General features: G+C 66.6%; 19 protein-coding genes. 3 read left to right on the forward strand and 16 right to left on the reverse strand.

Annotation, left to right across the window (positions count from 1 at the left end; genetic code table 11):
* Positions 1–8 precede the first annotated feature (8 nt).
* From mnhG to gyrA, 16 genes are all read right to left on the reverse strand, one after another.
* Positions 9–386: a monovalent cation/H(+) antiporter subunit G gene (mnhG, locus tag ACSQ9E_RS06375; protein WP_057205889.1), complete on the reverse strand. Its 378-nt coding sequence runs from the start codon at positions 384–386 to the stop codon at positions 9–11.
* Positions 383–661: a K+/H+ antiporter subunit F gene (locus tag ACSQ9E_RS06380; protein ID WP_057205891.1), complete on the reverse strand. Its 279-nt coding sequence runs from the start codon at positions 659–661 to the stop codon at positions 383–385. Before ACSQ9E_RS06380 ends, mnhG begins: the two co-directional genes overlap by 4 nt.
* The gene (locus tag ACSQ9E_RS06385) at positions 658–1152 is read right to left on the reverse strand and encodes a Na+/H+ antiporter subunit E (RefSeq protein WP_057269525.1); all 495 of its coding nucleotides are present in this window, start codon (positions 1150–1152) and stop codon (positions 658–660) included. Before ACSQ9E_RS06385 ends, ACSQ9E_RS06380 begins: the two co-directional genes overlap by 4 nt.
* Positions 1152–2873 carry a monovalent cation/H+ antiporter subunit D gene (locus ACSQ9E_RS06390; RefSeq protein WP_436217215.1) on the reverse strand — a complete coding sequence of 574 codons (1722 nt, stop codon included), beginning with the start codon at positions 2871–2873 and terminating at the stop codon, positions 1152–1154. Before ACSQ9E_RS06390 ends, ACSQ9E_RS06385 begins: the two co-directional genes overlap by 1 nt.
* Positions 2870–3235 carry a Na+/H+ antiporter subunit C gene (locus ACSQ9E_RS06395; RefSeq protein WP_057205897.1) on the reverse strand — a complete coding sequence of 122 codons (366 nt, stop codon included), beginning with the start codon at positions 3233–3235 and terminating at the stop codon, positions 2870–2872. Before ACSQ9E_RS06395 ends, ACSQ9E_RS06390 begins: the two co-directional genes overlap by 4 nt.
* Entirely contained in the window at positions 3235–6216 is a 2982-nt protein-coding gene (locus ACSQ9E_RS06400) for a monovalent cation/H+ antiporter subunit A (RefSeq protein WP_436217216.1), read from the reverse strand. Before ACSQ9E_RS06400 ends, ACSQ9E_RS06395 begins: the two co-directional genes overlap by 1 nt.
* Positions 6217–6352: 136 nt before the next feature.
* The gene (locus tag ACSQ9E_RS06405; RefSeq protein ID WP_057269521.1) at positions 6353–6760 is read right to left on the reverse strand and encodes a ComEA family DNA-binding protein; all 408 of its coding nucleotides are present in this window, start codon (positions 6758–6760) and stop codon (positions 6353–6355) included.
* 77 nt (positions 6761–6837) lie between these two features.
* Positions 6838–7992 carry a lipopolysaccharide assembly protein LapB gene (lapB, locus tag ACSQ9E_RS06410; protein ID WP_436217217.1) on the reverse strand — a complete coding sequence of 385 codons (1155 nt, stop codon included), beginning with the start codon at positions 7990–7992 and terminating at the stop codon, positions 6838–6840.
* On the reverse strand, positions 7982–8293 hold the full coding sequence (locus ACSQ9E_RS06415) for a LapA family protein (RefSeq protein ID WP_179681181.1): 312 nt from the start codon (positions 8291–8293) through the stop codon (positions 7982–7984). Before ACSQ9E_RS06415 ends, lapB begins: the two co-directional genes overlap by 11 nt.
* A 112-nt stretch (positions 8294–8405) precedes the next feature.
* Positions 8406–8756: an integration host factor subunit beta gene (locus ACSQ9E_RS06420; protein WP_057206225.1), complete on the reverse strand. Its 351-nt coding sequence runs from the start codon at positions 8754–8756 to the stop codon at positions 8406–8408.
* A 73-nt stretch (positions 8757–8829) separates the two neighbouring features.
* Positions 8830–10515 carry a 30S ribosomal protein S1 gene (gene rpsA / locus ACSQ9E_RS06425; RefSeq protein WP_057205905.1) on the reverse strand — a complete coding sequence of 562 codons (1686 nt, stop codon included), beginning with the start codon at positions 10513–10515 and terminating at the stop codon, positions 8830–8832.
* Between the two features lie 195 nt (positions 10516–10710).
* On the reverse strand, positions 10711–12762 hold the full coding sequence (locus ACSQ9E_RS06430) for a bifunctional 3-phosphoshikimate 1-carboxyvinyltransferase/cytidylate kinase (RefSeq protein WP_436217218.1): 2052 nt from the start codon (positions 12760–12762) through the stop codon (positions 10711–10713).
* A complete protein-coding gene (locus ACSQ9E_RS06435; RefSeq protein ID WP_179681178.1) occupies positions 12762–13646 on the reverse strand; it encodes a prephenate dehydrogenase in 885 nt (294 codons plus the stop codon). The genes ACSQ9E_RS06430 and ACSQ9E_RS06435 overlap by 1 nt, the downstream gene beginning before the upstream one ends.
* Before the next feature lie 99 nt (positions 13647–13745).
* Positions 13746–14843 carry a prephenate dehydratase gene (gene pheA, locus ACSQ9E_RS06440; protein ID WP_057205911.1) on the reverse strand — a complete coding sequence of 366 codons (1098 nt, stop codon included), beginning with the start codon at positions 14841–14843 and terminating at the stop codon, positions 13746–13748.
* Positions 14844–14895: 52 nt separating this feature from the next.
* Positions 14896–16005 (reverse strand): 3-phosphoserine/phosphohydroxythreonine transaminase, encoded by a 1110-nt coding sequence (gene serC / locus ACSQ9E_RS06445; RefSeq protein ID WP_057205913.1) that lies wholly within the window; start codon positions 16003–16005, stop codon positions 14896–14898.
* A gap of 145 nt (positions 16006–16150) precedes the next feature.
* On the reverse strand, positions 16151–18823 hold the full coding sequence (gyrA, locus tag ACSQ9E_RS06450; protein ID WP_057269518.1) for a DNA gyrase subunit A: 2673 nt from the start codon (positions 18821–18823) through the stop codon (positions 16151–16153).
* A 222-nt stretch (positions 18824–19045) separates the two neighbouring features.
* Between gyrA and ompA the strand changes: the two genes are divergently transcribed.
* The 3 genes from ompA to gph all read left to right on the forward strand — a co-directional run bounded on the left by ompA (position 19046) and on the right by gph (position 21332).
* Entirely contained in the window at positions 19046–19690 is a 645-nt protein-coding gene (gene ompA, locus ACSQ9E_RS06455) for an outer membrane protein OmpA (RefSeq protein ID WP_427999986.1), read from the forward strand.
* Positions 19691–19894: 204 nt separating this feature from the next.
* Positions 19895–20620: a bifunctional 2-polyprenyl-6-hydroxyphenol methylase/3-demethylubiquinol 3-O-methyltransferase UbiG gene (gene ubiG / locus ACSQ9E_RS06460; protein WP_436217219.1), complete on the forward strand. Its 726-nt coding sequence runs from the start codon at positions 19895–19897 to the stop codon at positions 20618–20620.
* Positions 20621–20666: 46 nt separating this feature from the next.
* Entirely contained in the window at positions 20667–21332 is a 666-nt protein-coding gene (gene gph / locus ACSQ9E_RS06465; RefSeq protein ID WP_436220191.1) for a phosphoglycolate phosphatase, read from the forward strand.

The raw sequence follows: 21332 nt of genomic DNA on the forward strand, positions 1-21332 counted from the left end.
GCCGGGGCCTACAGGTCCTTGCGGCCGGCAGGCGTGACGCTGCTCAGGCTGGGCGGCACGTCCTGCCCGGCCTGGCGGGCCCGGAACAGGGCTGCACGCATCAGGAAGATCGAGGTCACCGGCACGGTGACGGCCACGAAGCCCGCGATCAGCAGCGCATGCAGCGCCAGGCTGCCATCTGCGACGGAGAAGTAGATCACGGTGGCATGCATGATGCACCAGCAACCCATGGTGGCGGCGATGGACGGCGCATGCAGGCGCTCGAAGAAGGTCGGCAGGCGCAGCAGGCCGGTGGCGCCGAGCAGGGCCATGCCCGCGCCCAACAGCACCAGCGCGGCGATCACGATCTCCAGCCACAGGGGCAGCAGGGCGGCGGTATTCGTCATTCGATCACCTCGCCGCGCAGCAGGAACTTGGCCATGGCCATGGACCCGACGAAGCTGAACAGTGCCAGCAGCAGTGCCGCCTCGAAGTAGTTTTTGCTGCCATACAAGAGGCCCAGCACCAGCATGAGCAGCATGCCGTTGAGGTACATGCAGTCCAGCGCCAGCACCCGGTCCTGCGCCGAGGGGCCCTTGAGCAGGCGGGCCAGCGCGCAACCCATGGCCAGCACCAGCATGAAGAGGGCGGCGGGGAGCGCCCAGTCGAGGATGGGGGTCATGATTCGAATATCTCCATGAGGGGGTGCTCGTAGCGCCGCTTGATCTGGGCAATGAACGCCGCTTCATCGTCCACCTCCAGCACGTGCAGCATCAGCATGCTGCGGTCCACCGAGAGTTCGGCCCAGGCCGTACCCGGGGCGATGCTGACGATGACGGCCAGCACCGCAAGGGCATTGGCATCGCGCAACTCCAGGGGAATCTGCACGAAGCCCGAGGGGTGGCGCCTGCGGCCGGGCGACAGCAGCAGCCGGGAGACGGCGATGTTCGATTGCACAGTGTCGGCCATGACGGTCAGCGCCAGGCGCAGCGCCGCTCCTGGCGCGCGGATGCGCACGGGCAGGGGGCGCAGGCCGGCCGTGAGCAGCGGTATGGCGAGCGCCAGCACGCCACCCAGCACGATGTGGCCGGCGCTGACCGAGCGGTTGAGCAGCAGCCACAAGGCGAGCAGCGCCAGCGACAGCAGGGGGGCGGGGAGGATGCGCTTGATCATCACTGCGGCCTTCCGTTGGCGCCCGGTGCCGTGCCGGGCGGGTTGGGGATGGGCCTGGCGGACATCACGGCCTGCACATAGGTGCTGGGCGCGTGCAGGGCATCGGCCGTGGCCTGGGTGTAGCGCATCACGGCGCCGGCCTGCCAGGTCAGCAGCGCGCAACCCGTGAGCAACAGGGCAATGGGCAGGCCTTCGAGCACCAGCAGCTTGGGCGACGCGCGCCCGTGCGATGCCCAGAAATGCCGTATGCCGGCACGGGTGAGTGCAATCAGCGCCAGCAGGCCCGTGCCCACCATCAGTGCCAGCAGCGCCCAGCCCGCAGACCCGAGCACGAAGCCGCCCGATGGTCCCAGGCCCAGCGGGTTGAGCAGGGCGTGGATCATCGCGAACTTGCCCACGAAGCCGGGCAGCGGCGGCAACCCGGCGATCACCAGCGTGCAGGCCATGAAGGCCAGGCCCAGGAAGGCCACGGCGGCGGGGATGACCCGTCCGATCAGCACCTCCTCCTTGTCGTCCAGGTTCAGCCCCTGGGCGGGCACCAGGTCGGGGGTGAGGAAGGGGGCGTCATCGGTCTGCTCGTAGGGGGCGAGGTTGGAGCCGTCGTTGCGCCAGCGGTCGATCAAATCGGTCAGCAAAAAGAGCGCGCTCACGGCCAGCGTGGAGCCCAGCAGGTAGTACAGCAGACCGGCCGTGAGCAGGGTCTGCCCGAAGCCCAGCGCCGCCAGCAGCGTGCCCGACGAGAGGATGGCCGCGTGGCCCGCAAGGTGCCCCAGGCGCTGCGAGCCCAGCATGCCGACGGCGCCAAAGGCCATGGTCACCAGGCCCGCGCCGATGAGCCACTGGCTGCCGAACTGGGCCGAGTCGCCGGCATCGCTGCTGAACATCAGCGTCCACAGCCTGAGGATGCTGTACACGCCCACCTTGGTCATGAGCGCGAACAGCGCACCCACGGGCGCGGTTGCCGCGCTGTAGGCCGGCACCAGCCAGAAGTTGAGCGGCCACACCGCAGCCTTGATGAGGAAGGCCACGGCCAGGATGCCGGCCGCCGCATGCAGCAACCCCCGGTCGGACGGGTCGATGCCCGCGATGCCGCGCGCCAGGTCGGCCATGTTCAGCGTGCCGGTGATGCCGTAGAGCATGGACACGCCGATCAGGAACAGCGACGAGGCCGCGAGGTTGATGGCGATGTAGTGCAGGCCCGCCGACACGCGGGGCCGGCCCGAACCATGCAGCAGCAACCCGTAGGAGGCCGCCAGCATGATCTCGAAGAACACGAACAGGTTGAACAGGTCGGCCGTGAGGAAGGCACCCGCCAGCCCCATGAGCTGGAACTGGAACAGCGGGTGGAAGTGCACCCCCGCCTTGTGCCAGCGGGCCACCGAGAACAGCACGGTGGCCAGCGCCACCGTGCTGGCCAGCACCAGCATCATGGCCGAGAGGCGGTCGAGCGCCAGCACGATGCCGAAGGGCGCCGGCCAGTTGCCGGGCAGGTACACCCCCAGGCTGGTCTGCACGCCAGGCTGCTTGGCCTGCACCAGCAGCAGCACGGCGATGACCAGGCCGAGGAAGGTGGAGCCCACGTTCATGGCCACCTTGGTGCGCTGGCGCTCTTCGCGCAGCAGCAGCATGAGGCCGGCCGTGAGCAGCGGTAGCGCGATCGGCGCCAGGATCAGGTGCGGCATCAGCAGCGCCGTGACATGTGCGGTCAGCTCGCCCGTCATGGCATCTCCTGCGCGTCTTTGGCGCGCGTGCCGTCCACATGGTCGGTGCCCGACATGCCGCGCGAGGCCAGCAGCACCACCAGGAACAGCGCCGTCATGGCAAAGCCGATGACGATGGCCGTGAGCGTGAGCGCCTGGGGCATGGGGTCGGCGTAGTGGGCCAGGTCCTGCGGCAGGCCGGCCCGCAGGACCGGCTCCTTGTTGATCGCCAGGCCCAGGCGGCCCATGCTAAAGATGAACAGGTTCACGGCGTACGACAGCAGCGCCAGCCCCATGATGACCTGGAAGGTGCGCGGGCGCAGCAGCAGCCACACGCCCGAGCCGGTGAGTATGCCGATGGCCAGCGCCAGAATCAGTTCCATCAGTGGGCTCCTTGGACGTTGTTGTGGGGGGCGGTGGCGACCGATGCGGCGGCCATGGCGGCGGCCTGCTCCTCCAGCGCTTCCTCGGCAGCGCGGGCGTTGTAGCGGTGGCTGCGCACCGACTGGTGGGCAATGGCCGTGAGGATCAGCAAGGTGGAGCCCACCACCAGCGTGAACACGCCGATGTCAAAGAACAAGGCGCTGGCCACGTGCACCTCGCCCACCACCGGCAGGTGCAGGTGCGCCGTGTGGCTGGTGAGGAAGGGGTAGCCCCAGAACAGCGCGCCCAGGCCTGTGGCCAGGGCGATCAGCAGGCCGGTGCCGATCCAGCGGCGCGGGTACAGCGGCAGGTGGGCTTCGACCCACGAGGTGCCGGACACCATGTACTGCAACACCAGCGCTACCGAGAAGACCAGCCCGGCCACGAAGCCGCCGCCGGGCTCGTTGTGCCCGCGCATGAAGAGGTACACGGCCACCAGGGTCGCAAATGGCAGCAGCAGGCGCACCAGCACGGCGGGCACCATGAGGTAGCCCACGGCGGTGTCCATGGTCTGGCGCGGGTTGGCCAGGTCGGTGGCCACGTCGGCGGGTACGGCGCGCTGCTGGGGCGGCAGGTCCATCACCTCGCGCGCCGGGCGAAAGCGCCGCAGCAGCGCATACACCGTGAGGGCCACGATGCCCAGCACCACGATCTCGCCGAAGGTGTCGAAGCCGCGGAAGTCCACCAGCATCACGTTGACCACGTTGGTGCCGCCGCCATCGGTGAGCGCACGCTCCAGGAAGAAGGTGGAGGTGCTCTCGGGGAAGGGCCGGCTCATCATGGCAAACGACAGCAGCGCCATGCCGCCGCCGGCGAGCAGGGCCAGGGTCATGTCGCGGTAGCGGCGCAGCTGGGTGCGGCGCTCCTGCGCCAGCGTGGGCACGCGCAGGCTCTCGTCGCGCCGGGGCAGCCAGCGCAGGCCCAGCAGGATGAGGATGGTGGTCACCACCTCCACCACGATCTGCGTGAGCGCCAGGTCCGGTGCCGAGAACCACAGGAAGGTCAGGCAGGTGCACAGGCCCGCGCCGCCCAGCAGTGTGAGCGCAGCCAACCGGTGGTACTTGGCTTGCCAGGCAGCGGCCACCGCGCACATGGAGCCCAGGAACCAGAGCACGGCGAACGCGGGCGACAGGGGAAGTTGCTCGCGCGCACCGATGGGCAGGCCACGCACCCACAGCGGCAGTGTGCCGGCCACCAGGGCCGCTGCCACCAGCCACAGCATCTGCCACTGCAGGCGCCCGGTGCCCAGCAGGCGCCGGCCGTTGCGCCCGGCCAGCGAAAGCCGCGCCAGGGTGCCGTCAAACAACTGCTGACCGCTGATGTGGCGCATCAGCGGTGGTGCGTCGAGCGCGCCGCGCGCACGCAGCCAGCGCAGCAGCAGGTACAGCGCAATGCCGCCCGCCAGCGCCACCAGGCTCATCACGAACGGGGTGTTGAAGCCATGCCAGACCGCCAGGCTGTAGGTGGGCAGCTCGCCCCCCACCACGGGGCGTGCAGCGGCCTGCAGCACGGCGCCCATGGACCAGGCAGGCAGGGTGCCAACCACCAGGCAGGCCAGTACCAGCAACTCGACCGGCACGCGCATCCAGTGCGGGGGCTCGTGCGGGGTGCGGGGCAGGTCGGTAGCGGGGGGGCCGCAGAACACGTCGACCGTGAAGCGCAGCGAGTACGCCACGCTGAAGATGCCGGCCACGGTGGCTGCCACGGGCAGCAGAACTTCGAGCCAGGGAACGGTGTTCACGAACACCGTCTCGGCGAAGAACATCTCCTTGGACAGAAAGCCGTTGAGCAGTGGCACGCCCGCCATGGCGGCACTGGCTACCATGGCCAGCGTGCCGGTGATGGGCATCATGCGCACCAGGCCCGACAGGCGGCGGATGTCGCGCGTGCCGCTTTCATGGTCGACGATGCCGGCCGCCATGAACAGCGAGGCCTTGAAGGTCGCGTGGTTCATGATGTGGAACACCGCCGCCACGGCGGCCAGCGGGCTGTTCAGGCCCAAGAGCAGCGTGATGAGCCCCAGGTGCGAGATGGTGGAATAGGCCAACAGCCCCTTGAGGTCGTTCTGGAACATGGCCGCATAGCCGCCCACCAGCAGCGTGCACAAGCCCGCACCGCCGACCAGCCAGAACCACTGCTCCGTGCCTGCCAGGGCCGGCCACAGCCGTGCCAGCAGGAACACGCCGGCCTTGACCATGGTGGCGGAGTGCAGGTAGGCCGATACCGGCGTGGGCGCCGCCATGGCGTTCGGCAACCAGAAGTGGAAGGGGAACTGGGCGCTCTTGGTGAAGGCGCCCAGCAGGATCAGCACCAGCGCCGTGAGGTACAGCGGGTGCGCCTTGATCAGTGCGCCTGCGGCCAGCACGTGGTCCAAGTCGTAGCTGCCCACGATGTGGCCCAGCACCAGCATGCCGGCCAGCATGCACAGCCCGCCCGTACCGGTGACGGTGAGCGCCATGCGCGCGCCGCGCCGCGCATCCTTGCGGTGGTGCCAGTAGCCGATCAGCAAAAAGGAGAACAGGCTGGTCAGCTCCCAGAACAGCGCGATCTGGATGATGTTGCCCGAAAGCACCACGCCCACCATGGCGCCCATGAAGGCCAGGAAGAACGAGAAGAAGCGCGGCACCGGGTCGGCCGCCGACATGTAGTAGCGCGCATACAGCACCACCAGCGACCCCACCCCGAGCACCAGCATGCAGAACATCCAGGCAAAGCCGTCGAGCCGTATCACCAGGTTCAGGCCCAGCGCGGGCAGCCAGGTGATCTCCTGGCGCAGCACCTCGCCGCCCGCGATCTGCGGAAAGTACAGCGCCGCCTGCACCGTGCAGAACAGGGCGATGAGCCCGGCCAGGGTGGACTCGGTGTTGCGGGCGTTGGCGGGCAGGATGGCCGCCAGAAGACTGCCGATGAAGGGGAGAAGGATGAGGGTGATCAGGAGCATGCCCGAATGATTTTAGGGCGTGCCTCGAAAGTCCCTTTGTGAAGTCTGGAGAGGCGGCGCCTTCGGGGGCTGGCGACGCCCATGAAAAAGCCCGCCGAAGCGGGCCTGTAACTGGGTGCCAAGTGGGCGCTGCCTGTTACTTGGCTGTACTGGCTGCAGGGGCTGCGGGCTCGGCGGCCTTGTCCTTCTTGGCCTTGGGCTCCTTCTTGTCCTTGGCGGAGGATTTTTCCTTGGCCTTGGCATCTTCCTTCTTCTTGTCGGCCTTGGCCTGTGCGGCGGCGCTGAAGCGCTTGCCGTTGACGGTCAGGCCGTCGGCCGAGAACTTGGCCGCCGTCTTCTCGCCCACGCCGCCGACGCGGCCGATGAAGTCGTTCCAGTCCTTGAACTCGCTGGCCTTGCGCTCGTTGATGATCTTCTCGGACATTGCCGGGCCGATGCCCTTGATGCCGTCCAGTTCGGCCGCGCTGGCCTTGTTCACGTCCACGGCGGCAAATGCGGTGCCCGCAAACAGCAGGGCGATGATGAGCAGGAATTTCTTGAACATGGATACGACTCCCTCGGTATTGTGGTGCCGATCATCATATCGGTCGGCGCCCGGGGATCAAGTCGCTTGTGCCACCGCTATAGTTCTTCCACGCGCCGAGCCGGGTAGCTGTCCCAGGTCTGGCAGCCCGGGCATTGCCAGAAGTGCTGGCGCGCCTCGAAGCCGCAGGCCGCGCAGCGGTAGCGCGTGAGCGGCTTGACGGCGTGGTCCAGCGCGCGCTGGACCTGCGGGTGGAAGGACTCGTGCTCCAGCTTCTCGCCGGCCAGCCACTTGGCGGCGGCCACCAGGGATTTTTCCTTGTCCAGGTGGTCCACATAGCGCTGGCGGGCGCCTTCGCCTGCGCCCTGCGCCGTGTCGATGGCGACCAGACTTTCCAGCACGTCGAGCGATGGCGCGCTGTCGTAGTGCTCCTGCAGCATTGCCTGGGCTTCCGTGCTGCGCCCGGTGCTGGCTGCGGCCTCGACCATCAGCGGTGCGGCCAGGGGCAGGGCGGCAGGGTTGTGTTCGCCCAGCGCCTTCAGGGTGGCCAGCGCGGCCGCAGGCTGGCCCATCAGGTGCTGCAGGCGCGCCATGTCGATGCGGGCGCGCGCGGCGCCGGGGGCGGCGGCCACGGCCTGCTCCAGCAGGGCCAGGGCGCCGGCATGGTCGGCCTGGCCGCTGAGGGTGGCCGCCTGCTCGCACAGGTAATGCGCCTGGCGGGTGCTGAAGTCGCCCTGGTCGGCATCGTGCATCTTGCGCGCGATGGTGGTGGCATGGGGCCAGTCGCGCGAGCGCTCGTAGATGGCCAGCAGCGCCAGGCGCGCTTGGGCCTCGAAGGGCGTGCCCTCCAGGCGGTTCAGTGCGTCTTCGGCCCGGTCGAGCAGGCCGGCCTTGAGGAAGTCGAGCGCCAGCGCATGCTGGGCGCGCTCACGGTCGGCGCGGCTGAGGTCGCCGCGCGAGAGCAGGTGCTCGTGCACGCGCACGGCCCGGTCGTACTCGCCGCGGCGGCGAAACAGGTTCCCGAGGGCAAAGTGCAGCTCGGAGGTGTCGGGGTCGTTCTGCACGGCCTCGATGAAGGCATCGATGGCCTGGTCCTGCTGCTCGTTGAGCAGGAAGTTCAGGCCCTTGAAGTAGGCCTTGGGTGCACGCCGGTTCTCGGCGCGCAGTTGGCGCAGGTCGAAGCGCGATGCCAGCCAGCCGAGCACGAAGGCCAGCGGCAGGCCCAGCAAAATCCAGCTGAGGTCAAATTCCATGGATGGGTGGCATCTCGGCAGGTGCGGCTTCGGCGGGGACGGCGGCCTTTGCGGGTGTGGCGGGTGGGGCCTGCTTGAGGGCCTGGCGCGCCACGCTGCGGTGCTTCCACCAGCGCGGCACCATGCCCAGCACGCCCACGATGAGGCCGGCAGAGAAGGCCGTGAGCACTACCAGCACCAGCGGCGCGCGCCACTGCGTGCCGAAGAAGAAGTGCACGGTGGCGTCCTGCTGGTTGTTCAGCGCGAAAGCGAAGAGGGTAAAAAAAATGGCTGCCTTGAGCAGCCACAGGAGGTATTTCATGGGGCTCCCCGGTGGTGGGGAGATTCTACGGCGGCGGTGAAGCCGTCCCTGGGGTGGTGCGCACCCGTGTGGGGAATGCGCGTCCCTGTGGGCGATCCGTTCGCCCGGCGTGTCAACCCGAGGTGCCCGTGGCCTTGGCCGCGGCTGCCGGGGCGGGCGCACCGTCGTCTTCCATTTCCGCCGTGCGCTTGTCCACGGCTTCGCGCAGGGCCTTGCCCGGCTTGAAGTGGGGCACGCGCTTTTCCGGAATCGCCACGGCTTCGCCGCTGCGTGGGTTGCGGCCCATGCGCGGTGGACGGTGGTTCACCGAGAAGCTGCCGAAACCCCGGATCTCGATGCGATGGCCGCGCACCAGCGCGTCGCCCACGGCGTCAAGAATGGTCTTGACGGCGTATTCGGCATCGCGGTGGGTGAGCTGGCCAAAACGGGCGGCCAGTTCTTCAACAAGGTCAGAGCGGGTCATGGCGTCAATGTAGGGGTGAATGAGCAGCGGGCGCACTAGGCGCCCGCTGACTGACCTTCAAGGGGTCAGATTATCACTTGTCGGAGTTGTCCAGCTTGGCGCGCAGCAGGGCGCCCAGGCTGGTCGTACCGGCGCTTTCGCGGCTCGATTGCTGGCTCAGGTTGGCCATGGCGCCTTGCTCGTCGGCCATGTCCTTTTGCTTGATCGACAGCTGGATGTTGCGGGTCTTGCGATCCACATTGACCACCACAGCAGTGACTTCGTCGCCTTCCTTGAGCACGTTGCGGGCATCTTCCACGCGGTCGCGGGAGATTTCCGAAGCGCGCAGGTAGCCCACGATGTCTTCGCCGAGGTCGATTTCAGCGCCACGGGCGTCCACGGTCTTGACCTTGCCGGTCACCGTCTGGCCCTTGTCGTTCACGGTCACGAACGTAGTGAACGGGTCGCCGTCGAGCTGCTTGATGCCCAGCGAGATGCGTTCGCGGTCCACGTCCACGGCCAGCACGATGGCTTCCACTTCCTGGCCCTTCTTGTAGTTGCGAACGGCGGCTTCGCCGGGTTCGTTCCACGAGAGGTCGGACAGGTGAACCAGGCCGTCGATGCCGGCAGCCAGACCCACGAACACGCCGAAGTCGGTGATCGACTTGATCGGACCCTTGACGCGGTCACCGCGCTTCGTGTCCTGTGCGAATTCTTGCCATGGGTTGGCCTTGCACTGCTTCATGCCCAGGCTGATGCGGCGCTTGTCTTCGTCGATTTCCAGAACCATGACTTCGACTTCGTCGCCCAGCGAAACCAGCTTGGCGGGAGCGATGTTCTTGTTGGTCCAGTCCATTTCGGAGACGTGCACCAGGCCTTCGATGCCTGGCTCGAGTTCGACGAACGCGCCGTAGTCGGCAATGTTCGTGATCTTGCCGAACAGGCGCGTGCTCTGGGGGTAGCGGCGGTTCACGCCCATCCATGGGTCGTCGCCCATTTGCTTCAGACCCAGCGAGACACGGTTCTTTTCGGTGTCGAACTTGAGGATCTTGGCGGTGATTTCCTGACCCGCCGTCACCACTTCCGATGGGTGACGCACGCGGCGCCATGCCATGTCGGTGATGTGCAGCAGGCCGTCGATGCCGCCCAGGTCCACGAACGCACCGTATTCGGTGATGTTCTTGACCACACCTTGAACGATGGAGCCTTCCTTCAAGGTTTCCATCAGCTTGGCGCGCTCTTCGCCCATGGAGGCTTCCACCACGGCGCGGCGGCTCAGCACCACGTTGTTGCGCTTGCGGTCGAGCTTGATGACCTTGAATTCCAGGGTCTTGTTCTCGTAAGGCGTCAGGTCCTTGATAGGACGCGTATCGATCAGCGAACCGGGCAGGAACGCGCGGATGCCGTTGACCAGAACGGTCAGGCCGCCCTTGACCTTGCCGCTGGTGGTGCCGGTGACGAATTCGCCGGATTCCAGGGCCTTTTCCAGGCTCATCCACGAAGCCAGGCGCTTGGCGGTGTCGCGCGACAGGATGGTGTCGCCGTAGCCGTTTTCGATGGAGCCAATGGCCACCGACACGAAGTCACCCACTTGGACTTCGACTTCGCCCTTGTCGTTCTTGAATTCTTCCAGCGGTACGTAGGCTTCGGACTTGAGGCCGGCGTTGACCACGACGAAGTTGTGTTCCACGCGCACGACTTCGGCGGTGATCACTTCGCCTGGGCGCATTTCGGTACGCTGCAGGGATTCTTCAAAAAGGGCGGCAAAAGATTCTGACATGTGTTTCCTTGCCACAAACAGGATTCCGGGAGCACCATTGCTTCCGTTTTTATAGCTGCTTGCGGTGGTTTTTTGCGGCAAAGCCGCGGTTAGGTGGTGGTTGATCCACAGGGCCCGTGCGCTGGTGAGCGAGCGGTGCCATTGGGGCCGTGCAGGGCTTGCGCCCTGGCTTGCAGCGCCTTGCGGCCCTGCCAGTCAGCCCTGCGCGGCCGGGGCTGCGAAAGGCTGCCGCTCCTGCCACCAGACAAGCACCTGATCGACGGCTTCATCAATCGTCAATTCGGAGTTGTCCAGCACCAGGGCGTCTTGCGCGGGCTTCAAGGGGGCGACGCTGCGGGAACTGTCCCGCGCATCGCGCGCCTCTAGGTCTGCACGAAGGTCGGCTATGTTAGCTGAAAATCCCTTTGAAATCAACTGCTTATACCGGCGCTCCGCGCGGCACGCGGCGCTGGCCGTCAAATACACCTTGAGCGGGGCTTCGGGGAAGATCACCGTGCCCATGTCGCGGCCGTCCGCCACCAAGCCCGGCAGGCGCTGAAAGCTGTGCTGCAGGTCCACCAGGGCCTCGCGCACGGCGGGCAGGGACGATACGCGCGAGGCGTTCATGCCCGCCTCTTCGGTGCGGATATCGTCGGTGACGTCGTCCTGGCCGAGCAACACGCGCCCACCCTCGAAGTGCACGGGCAGGGTCTTGGCCATGTCGGCAATGCGGGTTTCGTGTGCCGCGTCGATGGCCAGGCCCTGGCGGATGGCCGCCAGCGCCGTGATGCGGTACATGGCGCCCGAGTCTAGGAAGCGGTAGCCCAGGCGCTGGGCCACGGCCGCCGCCACGGTGCCCTTGCCCGAGGCGGTGGGGCCGTCGATGCAGATCACCGGGGTGCGCTCGGTGGCCGCATGCGCCACCGAGAACAGTGCCTCGAAATAGTCCGGGAAGGTCTTGGCCACGCACCTGGGGTCTTCGATGCGCACCGGCAACCTGGCCGGATTGAACGCCGCGAGCGAGAAGCACATGGCCACGCGGTGGTCGTCGTAGGTGTGGATGCTGGCGGCCTGCCAGTCGGCCAGCTGCGCGGGCGGGGTCACGCGGATGAAATCGGCGCCTTCTTCCACCGTGGCGCCGAGCTTGCGCAGCTCGGTGGCCATGGCGGCGATGCGGTCGGTTTCCTTCACGCGCCAGCTGGCGATGTTGGTCAGCGTGGTGGTGCCCTCGGCGTATAGCGCCATCACCGCCAATGTCATGGCCGCGTCGGGAATGTGGTTGCAATCGAGGTCAATGGCCTTCAGGGGCCAGCCCTCGCCGGGCGCGCCCCGGCGGATGTGCAGCCAGTTGGCACCGCCAGTGACCTGCGCACCCATGGCGCGCGCGGCCTCCACGAAGCGGATGTCACCCTGGATGGAGTCGAGTCCCACGCCATGGATGCGGATGCCTTCGGGCAGGCCTTCGTGCCCGGCGGCAATGGCGCCCAATGCGATGAAGTAGCTGGCCGAGGAGGCGTCGGCCTCCACATGGATGTCGCCGGGCGAGCGGTACTGGCTACCGGCCGCAATGGTGAAGCGCTGCCAGTCCTGGTGCGTGACCTCGATGCCGAAGCGGGCAAGCAGCTGCAGCGTGATGGCGATGTAGGGCTTGGAGATCAGCTCTCCCACCACGTCGATCACGATGTCCTGGTCGCGTGCCGCCAGGGGCAACGCCATCAGCAGGGCCGTGAGGAACTGGCTGGACACGTCGCCGCGCACGCGGATGGGCGCGGCCAGCGCCAGGGCTGGCACACCCTGGCCGTGCGCAATGCGCAGCGGCGGGTAGCCATCATTGCCCAGGTAGTCGATGCGGCAACCGAGCTGGCGCAGCGCATCGACCAGGTCGCCGATGGGGCGCTCGTGCATGCGCGGCACGCCCGACAGCTCGAACTCGCCGCCCAGCAGCGACAGCGCGGCGGTGAGCGGGCGCATGGCCGTGCCGGCATTGCCCATGAACAGCTTGGCCGGTGAGCGGGGTGTGGCGCCGCCCAGGCCGGTGATGCGCACGGTGCTGCTGCCGTCCTCGTCCACCGTGCAACCGATCTGGCGCAGGGCATCGAGCATGACGCGCGTGTCGTCCGAGGCCAGCAGGTCGTGCACGGTGGTGGTGCCTGCGCTCAATGCGGCCAGCAGCAGCACGCGGTTGGAGATGCTCTTGGAGCCGGGCAGGTGGACTTCGCCGCCTGCCGCGTCCAGGGCCGGCAGGTCGAGATAGGGCGTGCTGAACATCAGCGCCCCTTGCTCGTGCGCTGCGCGCCCATGCGCCAGTGCGCGCGGGTCTCGCTGGCCAGGGTGATCATGTCTTCCAGAGCCTGTGCGTCGCCCTTCTGCATGGCCTGCTCGATGTTCTGCAGGGTCTGCTGGAACAGCCGCGACTGGGCCAGCAATTCCTCGCGGTTGGCCAGCAGGATGTCGCGCCAGACCTTGGGGTCGCTGGCGGCAATGCGCGTGAAATCGCGAAAACCGGGGCCGGCCAGCGACAGGAAGTCGTCACCATCGTTCTGGCCCGTGATGCTGTTCATCATGGCAAAGGCCAGCAGGTGGGGCAGGTGGCTCACGGCGGCAAAGGCTGCGTCGTGCGATTCGGGCGACATGCTGCTCACGCGGCAACCCAGCGCAGTCCACACGGTCTCGGCCTGGCTGAGCTGGGTGGTCAGCGTTTTCTCGGTGGGGGTCAGGATGACCTGGCGGCCGGTGTACAGCTCGGCATCGGCATGCTCCACGCCCGCGACCTCGCGGCCCGTGATGGGGTGGGCGGGCACGAACGAGCCCACCTGGTCGCGCAGCGCGCGGCGTGCGGCCTGCACCACGTCGGCCTTGGTGGAGCCCACGTCCATGATCAGCATGTTGGGTGTGACCAGGTGCTTGATGGCCTTGAGCGTGGCTTCGGTGGCGGAGACGGGCACGGCCACCAGCACGATGTCGGCGCCGGCCACGGCCAGCAGGGCCGAGGGGGCCTCCACGTCGATCACGCCCATCTGGCGCGCACGGTCGGTGGTGGAGGGCGACTTGCTGTAGCCGACCACGCGCTTGACCAGGCCGGCCTTTTTCATCGCCAGGGCGAAGGAGCCGCCCATGAGGCCGCAGCCGATGAGTCCCAATTGTTCAAACATGGTGCGATTCCGGCATGTATCGGTGCGGGGCTGTTCCCCGCGAGAGCGCAGCCGTCCCCAGGGGGGCGGTGGCCAGGCATCGGGCGGTGCGCGCTGGCGTCATGGCGCGACCGGGTAGGTGCCCAGCACCTTGTAGAAGGCGCACAGGCTGCGCAGCTCTTCGAGCGCGCGCGCCAGGTGGGGCTGGGCGGGGTGGCCGTCCAGGTCGATGTAGAAGTAATACTCCCACTGGCCGGTGCGCGCGGGGCGCGATTCGAAGCGCGTCATGGACACGCCGTGGGTCTTGAGCGGCACCAGCAGGTCGTGCACGGCGCCCGGCCGGTTGGGCACCGAGACCACCAGGCTGGTGCAGTCCTTGCCCGAGGGCGGCGGGGTCTGCAGCGTGTGCGGCAGGCAGATGATGGCAAAACGCGTGCGGTTGTAGGCATCGTCCTGGATGGCATGCGAGACGATGTGCAGGCCGAACTGGGTGGCAGCGCGTTCGCTCGACAACGCTGCCCAGGCAGGGTTGGTCGTGGCCAGCCGGGCGCCTTCGGCATTGCTCGACACCGGGCGGCGCTCGGCATGCGGCAGGTGCTTGGACAGCCAGGCCTGGCACTGGGCCAGGGCCTGGGGGTGGGCCAGCACCGCCTCGATGCCGTCCAGCGAATTGCTGGTGCGCAGCAGGTTGTGGCGCACCAGCAGGCTGACCTCGCCCACCACATGGGTGGGGGTGTGCAGGAACAGGTCGAGCGAGCGCGTGACCACGCCTTCGGTGGAGTTCTCCACGCCCACCACGCCGTACTGGGCGCTGCCTGCGGCCGTGGCGTGGAACACCTCGTCGAAGTTGGCGCAGTACATCAGGTCGGCCGCACCACCGAAGAACTCGATGGCCGCCTGCTCGCAGAAGGTGCCCTCGGGGCCGAGCACGGCCACGCGCTGGGGCGATTCGAGCGCCAGGCAGGCCGACATGATCTCGCGCCAGATGGCGGCCACGTGCGGACCCTTGAGCGGCCCCGGGTTGGCGGTCTGGATCTTGTCGATGACCTGGGCCACGCGGTCGGGGCGAAAGAACGGCGTGCCCTCGCGCTTCTTGACCTCGCCGACCTGTTCGGCCACCAGGGCCCTCTGGTTGAGCAGCGTGAGCAATTGCTGGTCGATGGAGTCGATCTGCACGCGCAGGCTGGCGAGATCAGGGGAGGCTTGCGGTTGGGTCATGTAAGAGGCAACTTTTCGGGCTGGCGTCCGGATGAGAGGGAGGGGCAGGGGCTCAGGCGCGCTTTTGTTCAAATTCTCGCATGTAGTCCACCAACGCCTGTACACCGGCCAATGGCATGGCGTTGTAGACGCTGGCGCGCATGCCGCCCACGGACTTGTGGCCCTTGAGTTGCAGCAGGCCGCGCTCGCGCGCGCCGGCCAGGAAGGCATCGTTGCGCGACTCGTCACGCAGGAAGAACGGGATGTTCATGCGCGAGCGGCAGTTGGCGGCCACCTTGTTCACATAAAGCTGCGAGGCGTCGATGGCGTTGTAGAGCAACTCGGCCTTGGCGATGTTGCGCTGCTCCATCGCGGCCACGCCGGTCAGCTCGCCCTCGCGTTGGCGCAGCAGCCACTGGAAGGTCAGGCCCGCCACGTAGATGCCCCAGGTGGGCGGGGTGTTGTACATGGACTCGTTGTCCGCCACGGTCTTGTAGTCGAAGGCGCTCGGGCAGGCGGGCAAGGCGTGTCCCAGCAGGTCTTCGCGTACCACCACCAGGGTCAGGCCGGCAGGGCCCAGGTTCTTCTGCGCGCCGCCGAAGGCCAGGCCCACGCGCGACCAGTCGACGCCGCGCGAAGCCACGTGCGACGAGAAGTCGATGACCAGAGGGGCATCCGAGCCCAGGGCCTTGAGGTCGGGCAGCTCGTGGAACTCGATGCCGTTGATGGTCTCGTTGCTGCAGATGTGCAGGTAGCTGGCGCCGCGGCTCAGGTTCCAGGTGGCCGGGTCGGGCAGGGTCGTGAAGTCGCTGTCCTGGCTGCTGGCGGCGATGTTGACCTCGGAGGCGTACTTGCGCGCCTCCTTCTGCGACTTTTGGCTCCAGCTGCCGGTGACCACGAAGTCCACTGCGGCGGCGCGCGAGAGGTTCAGCGGCACGATGGCGTTCTCGGCCAGGCCGCCGCCCTGCATGAACAGGATCTTGAAGTTCGCCGGCACGGCCAGCAGCGTGCGCAGGTCGGCCTCGGCCTGCTGGTAGATGGACAGAAACTCCTTGCCGCGGTGGCTCATCTCCATCACGCCCATGCCGCTGCCATGCCAGTCCAGCATTTCGGAGGCGGCTTGCTGCAGCACTTCGGCGGGGATGGCGGCGGGGCCGGCGGAGAAGTTGTAGGGGCGGTTCATCTGAAAACGAAAAATAAGACTGTCGTTCGATGGGCCTGGCGGCTTGCTGCCCGCTGTGGCCCGCACTGCTGTTGCCTGCTGCCCGATGGGTAGGGCCTGCGGCACCCGGCGCCCCGGTGTGCCGCAGCCTGCAAGCGGTTCGTCGTCAGGACTCGGGAGTGCCGTCGGCGCCTGGCGCCGCATCGCCTTCGGTGCCAGCGCCACCCTCATCCGAACCCTCGGGATCGATCACGTTGGCGTCGTTCTCCACGATGCGCTGCAGGCCGCTGAGCTGGGAGCCTTCGTCCATGGCGATCAGAGTCACGCCCTGCGTGGCCCGGCCCAGTTCCCGGATCTCGGAGACACGAGTGCGCACCAGCACGCCCTTGTCGGTGATCAGCATGATCTCGTCGTCGGCATGCACCAGGGTGGCGGCCACGACCTTGCCGTTGCGCTCGCTCTGCTGGATGGCGATCATCCCCTTGGTGCCTCGGCCATGGCGCGTGTACTCGACGATGCTGGTGCGCTTGCCGTAGCCGTTCTCGGTGGCGGTGAGCACGCTTTGCGTTTCGTCCTCGGCCACGAGCATGGCGATCACGCTCTGGCCGTCTTCCAGCGTCATGCCGCGCACGCCGCGGGCCTGGCGGCCCAGCGGGCGCACGTCGTTCTCGTCGAAGCGCACGGCCTTGCCGCCGTCGCTGAACAGCATCACGTCGTGCTGGCCATCGGTGAGTGCGGCGCCGATCAGGTAGTCGCCGTCATCGAGGTTGACGGCAATGATGCCGCCCTTGCGCGGGTTGCTGAATTCGTCGAGCGCCGTCTTCTTCACGGTGCCCATGCTGGTCGACATGAACACGTAGCGGTCGGCCGGGAAGGTGCGCATGTCACCCGTGAGCGCCAGCACCACGTTGATTTTTTCGCCCTCTTGCAGCGGGAACATGTTCACGATGGGGCGGCCGCGCGAGCCGCGCGAGCCCGCAGGCACTTCCCAAACCTTGAGCCAGTACAGCCGGCCGCGGTTGGAGAAGCACAGGATGTAGTCGTGCGTGTTGGCGATGAAGAGCTGGTCGATCCAGTCGTCTTCCTTCGTCGCCGTGGCCTGCTTGCCGCGCCCGCCGCGCTTTTGCGAGCGGTACTCGGACAGCGGCTGGCTCTTGATGTAGCCCGTGTGGCTGAGCGTCACCACCATGTCGGTGGGGGTGATCAGGTCCTCGGTGGAGAGATCCTGCGCGCTGTACTCGACGATGCTGCGGCGTGCGCCCAGCTTGTTCTGGCCGAACTCCGTCTTGATCGAGGTGAGCTCTTCGCCAATGATGGTCGAGACGCGCTCGGGCTTGGCCAGGATGTCCAGCAGGTCTTCGATGACCGACATGACTTCCTTGTATTCGGCAACGATCTTGTCCTGCTCCAGGCCGGTGAGGCGCTGCAGGCGCATCTGCAGGATTTCCTGGGCCTGCGTTTCCGACAGGCGGTACAGGCCGTCCTGGCCCATGCCGAATTCCTTCTCCAGCGAGTCGGGGCGGTAGTCGTCGGCACTGATCACGCCGCCGTCGGCACGCGTGCGGGTGAGCATCTCGCGCACCAGCTTGCTGTCCCAGGGGCGGGCCATCAGCTCGGCCTTGGCCACCGGCGGGGTGGGGGCGTTGCGGATGATGGCGATGAAGTCGTCGATGTTGGCCAGCGCCACGGCCAGGCCTTCGAGCACGTGGCCGCGGTCGCGCGCCTTGCGCAGCTCGAACACCGTGCGGCGGGTGACCACCTCGCGGCGGTGCTGCAAAAAGACGCTGATCAGGTCGCGCAGGTTGCACAGGCGGGGCTGGCCGTCGATCAGCGCCACCATGTTCATGCCGAAGGTGTCCTGCAGCTGCGTCTGCTTGTACAGGTTGTTGAGCACCACCTCGGGCACTTCGCCACGCTTGAGTTCGATCACCAGGCGCATGCCCGACTTGTCGGACTCGTCCTGGATGTGGCTGATGCCCTCGATCTTCTTCTCGTGCACCAGCTCGGCCATGCGCTCCTGCAGCGTCTTCTTGTTGACCTGGTAGGGCAGCTCGTCGACGATGATCGCCTGGCGCTGGCCACGGTCGATGTCCTCGAAGTGGCACTTGGCGCGCATCACCACCTTGCCGCGGCCGGTGCGGTAGCCATCCTTCACGCCGTTGATGCCGTAGATGATGCCGGCCGTGGGGAAGTCGGGTGCCGGGATGATCTCCATCAGATCATCGACCGTGGCATCGGGGTTGCGCAACATGTGCAGGCAGCCGTCGACCACTTCGTTCAGGTTGTGCGGCGGGATGTTGGTGGCCATGCCCACCGCGATGCCCGACGAACCATTGACCAGCAGGTTGGGCAGCTTGCTGGGCAGCACGATCGGCTCTGTCAGGCTGCCGTCGTAGTTCGGGCCAAAATCGACGGTCTCCTTGTCGATGTCGGCCAGCATTTCGTGGGCGATCTTGTCCAGGCGAATTTCGGTGTACCGCATGGCTGCGGCGTTGTCGCCATCGACCGAACCGAAATTGCCCTGGCCATCGATCAACGGGTGGCGCAGGCTGAAGGGCTGGGCCATGCGCACGATGGTGTCGTAGATGGCCGAGTCACCGTGCGGGTGGTACTTACCCATCGTTTCGCCGACCGCCTGGGCACTCTTGCGGTACTTGCTGTTGTAGTTGTTGCCCATCTCGTGCATGGCATACAGCACGCGCCGGTGTACGGGCTTCAGTCCATCGCGCGCATCGGGCAGGGCCCGGCCCACGATCACGCTCATCGCGTAGTCGAGGTAACTGCGCCGCATCTCCTCTTCGAGGCTGATGGGCAGGGTTTCTTTGGCAAACTGGGTCATAGGACGGCGGTGGCGGCGAAGGAGAATCATTTTAGAGGGGAAAGCGTGTCGCGCTCCCGCAACATATCGTCGCAATTACGGTTTTGTCCTACGGGCCCCAATGCGGTGCGGGCGCTTTTGCCTAGTTACGTATGGCACAATCGTTTGAACGCTTTGGGTGATGGTCACCTCAAGCGTCCTGATTCGCAGCGAGGCTGCGGCTTTTTCCCCAAGAGGAGAACCATGAAGAAACTGAACAAAGTGGCGATGTTGTTTGCCTCTGCAGCGCTCGCAACCGCCGCTGGCGCCCAAACCGTTGACAACTGGAGAGATGCTTCTGGCCAACTGGTCTGGAAGAACGGCACCAACGAATACTGCTGGCGCAATGCCAACTGGACGCCAGCCACCGCTGCTCCAGGTTGCGATGGCGCTATCGTCGCTCCAGCTCCCGCTGCTGTTGCTCCTACGCCTGGCGTGACGCCTCCTCCAGCAGTCACACCTCCTCCAGCCACGACGCCTCCTACCGTCATGGCAAGCAAGGTGACCTACGCTGCCGACGCATTCTTCGACTTCGACAAGTCGGTGCTGAAGGCAGAAGGCAAGGCCAAGCTGGACGACCTGGTCTCCAAGGTCAAGGGCATCAACCTGGAAGTCATTATCGCCGTGGGTCACACCGACTCCGTGGGCTCCGATGCTTACAACCAGAAGCTGTCGGTCCGCCGTTCCGAAGCCGTCAAGGCTTACCTGGTGTCCAAGGGCATCGAAAAGAACCGCGTCTACACCGAAGGCAAGGGCGAAAAGCAACCAGTGGCTGACAACAAGACCGCTGAAGGCCGCGCCAAGAACCGCCGCGTGGAAATCGAAGTGGTTGGCACCCGCGCTCAGTAATCTTTCGATTGCTCCGCACAAGAAAGCCCCGGCAACGGGGCTTTTTTTCGTCTGGACCTTTTCGAATTTTGTACTGGTACAAAGTGCCCTGGGGTGAATCCATGGCACGTTGCACATATATATAGACGCGGTCCGAAAACTCTCTGGAGCCCGGCCTTTGGCGCGAAGTCATTGCGGCAGCCATCATCGTTGACAATGCACACCATGAGCGAAGAAACGACCACCATTCCCCTCAACGCCGACCCGGCCGAACTGGCCAAGTTTTCCGCCCTGGCCCACCGCTGGTGGGACCCGGAGAGCGAGTTCCGCCCGCTGCACCAGATCAACCCCTTGCGCCTGGACTGGATACACTCCCTGTGCGGGCTGGGTGGCAAGCGCGTGCTCGATGTGGGCTGCGGCGGTGGCATCCTGGCCGACTCCATGGCCCGCAAAGGGGCCGACGTTACGGGCATCGACCTGGCCAGCAAGGCCCTGCGCGTGGCCCAGTTGCATGCGCTCGAGGCCGGCACCAAAGGGGTGCAGTACCGCGAAATCAGCGTGGAGGCGCTCGCTGCGGAGCAGCCCGCCAGCTTCGACGTGGTGACCTGCATGGAGATGCTGGAGCATGTACCCGACCCGGCATCCGTCGTCAAGGCCTGTTCCGAACTCGTCAAGCCCGGCGGCTGGGTGTTCTTCTCCACCATCCACCGCAATGCCAAGGCCTTCATGCTGGCTATCGTCGGGGCCGAGTACGTGCTCAACATGCTGCCACGCGGCACGCACGAGTACGCCAAGATGATCCGCCCGAGCGAACTGGCATCGCATTGCCGTGCTGCCGGCCTGGACGTGCAGCAGACCCGTGGGCTGGAGTACAACCCGATCACCAAGCGTTACTGGCTCAGTGCCGACACCAGTGTGAACTACATGTTCGCAACACAGCGTCCCGCTTGATTCGACCTGACAACCCTTGCCTGTGACGACTCCCCCTGTGACCCCCATCTTCCACAACATCCGCGCCGTGCTGTTCGATCTGGACGGTACCCTGATCGACAGCGCCCCCGACCTGGCTGCTGCCGCGGACAAGATGCGCACCGACCGGGGCCTGGAATCCTTGCCTTTGGCGCGCTACCGCCCCATGGCCGGTGCCGGTGCGCGCGGCATGCTGGGCGAGGCCTTCGGGCTCAAGCCCGAGGATGCGGAGTTTGCGGCCCTGCGCGAGGAGTTCTTTGCCAACTACGAATCGCGCATGACGGTGCTCACCGAGGTGTTCGACGGCGTGCCGGCATTGGTCCAGGCGCTGCAGGCCCGGGGCCTGGCCTGGGGTGTGGTCACCAACAAGGCCATGCGCTTCACCGACCCGCTCACGCGCGCCATGCCGCTGTTTGCCAGCGCGGGCGCGGTGGTCAGCGGCGATACCACGCCGCACGCCAAGCCGCACCCGGCCCCGCTGCTGGAGGCGGCCGCCCGCTTGAAAATCGATGCCAGCCAATGCATCTACGTGGGCGACGACGAGCGCGACATCGTGGCGGGCTTGGCCGCCGGTATGGGTACGGTCGCAGCTACCTACGGCTACCTGGGCTCCGCGCAGGCGCCGCATGCCTGGGGCGCGCACGCTGAAATTAAATCTCCCTCCGAGCTCTTGCAACTGCTGGGACAGGCCTAA

The sequence above is a fragment of the Acidovorax sp. LjRoot118 genome (assembly GCF_964253575.1).
Lineage (GTDB): Bacteria > Pseudomonadota > Gammaproteobacteria > Burkholderiales > Burkholderiaceae_C > Acidovorax.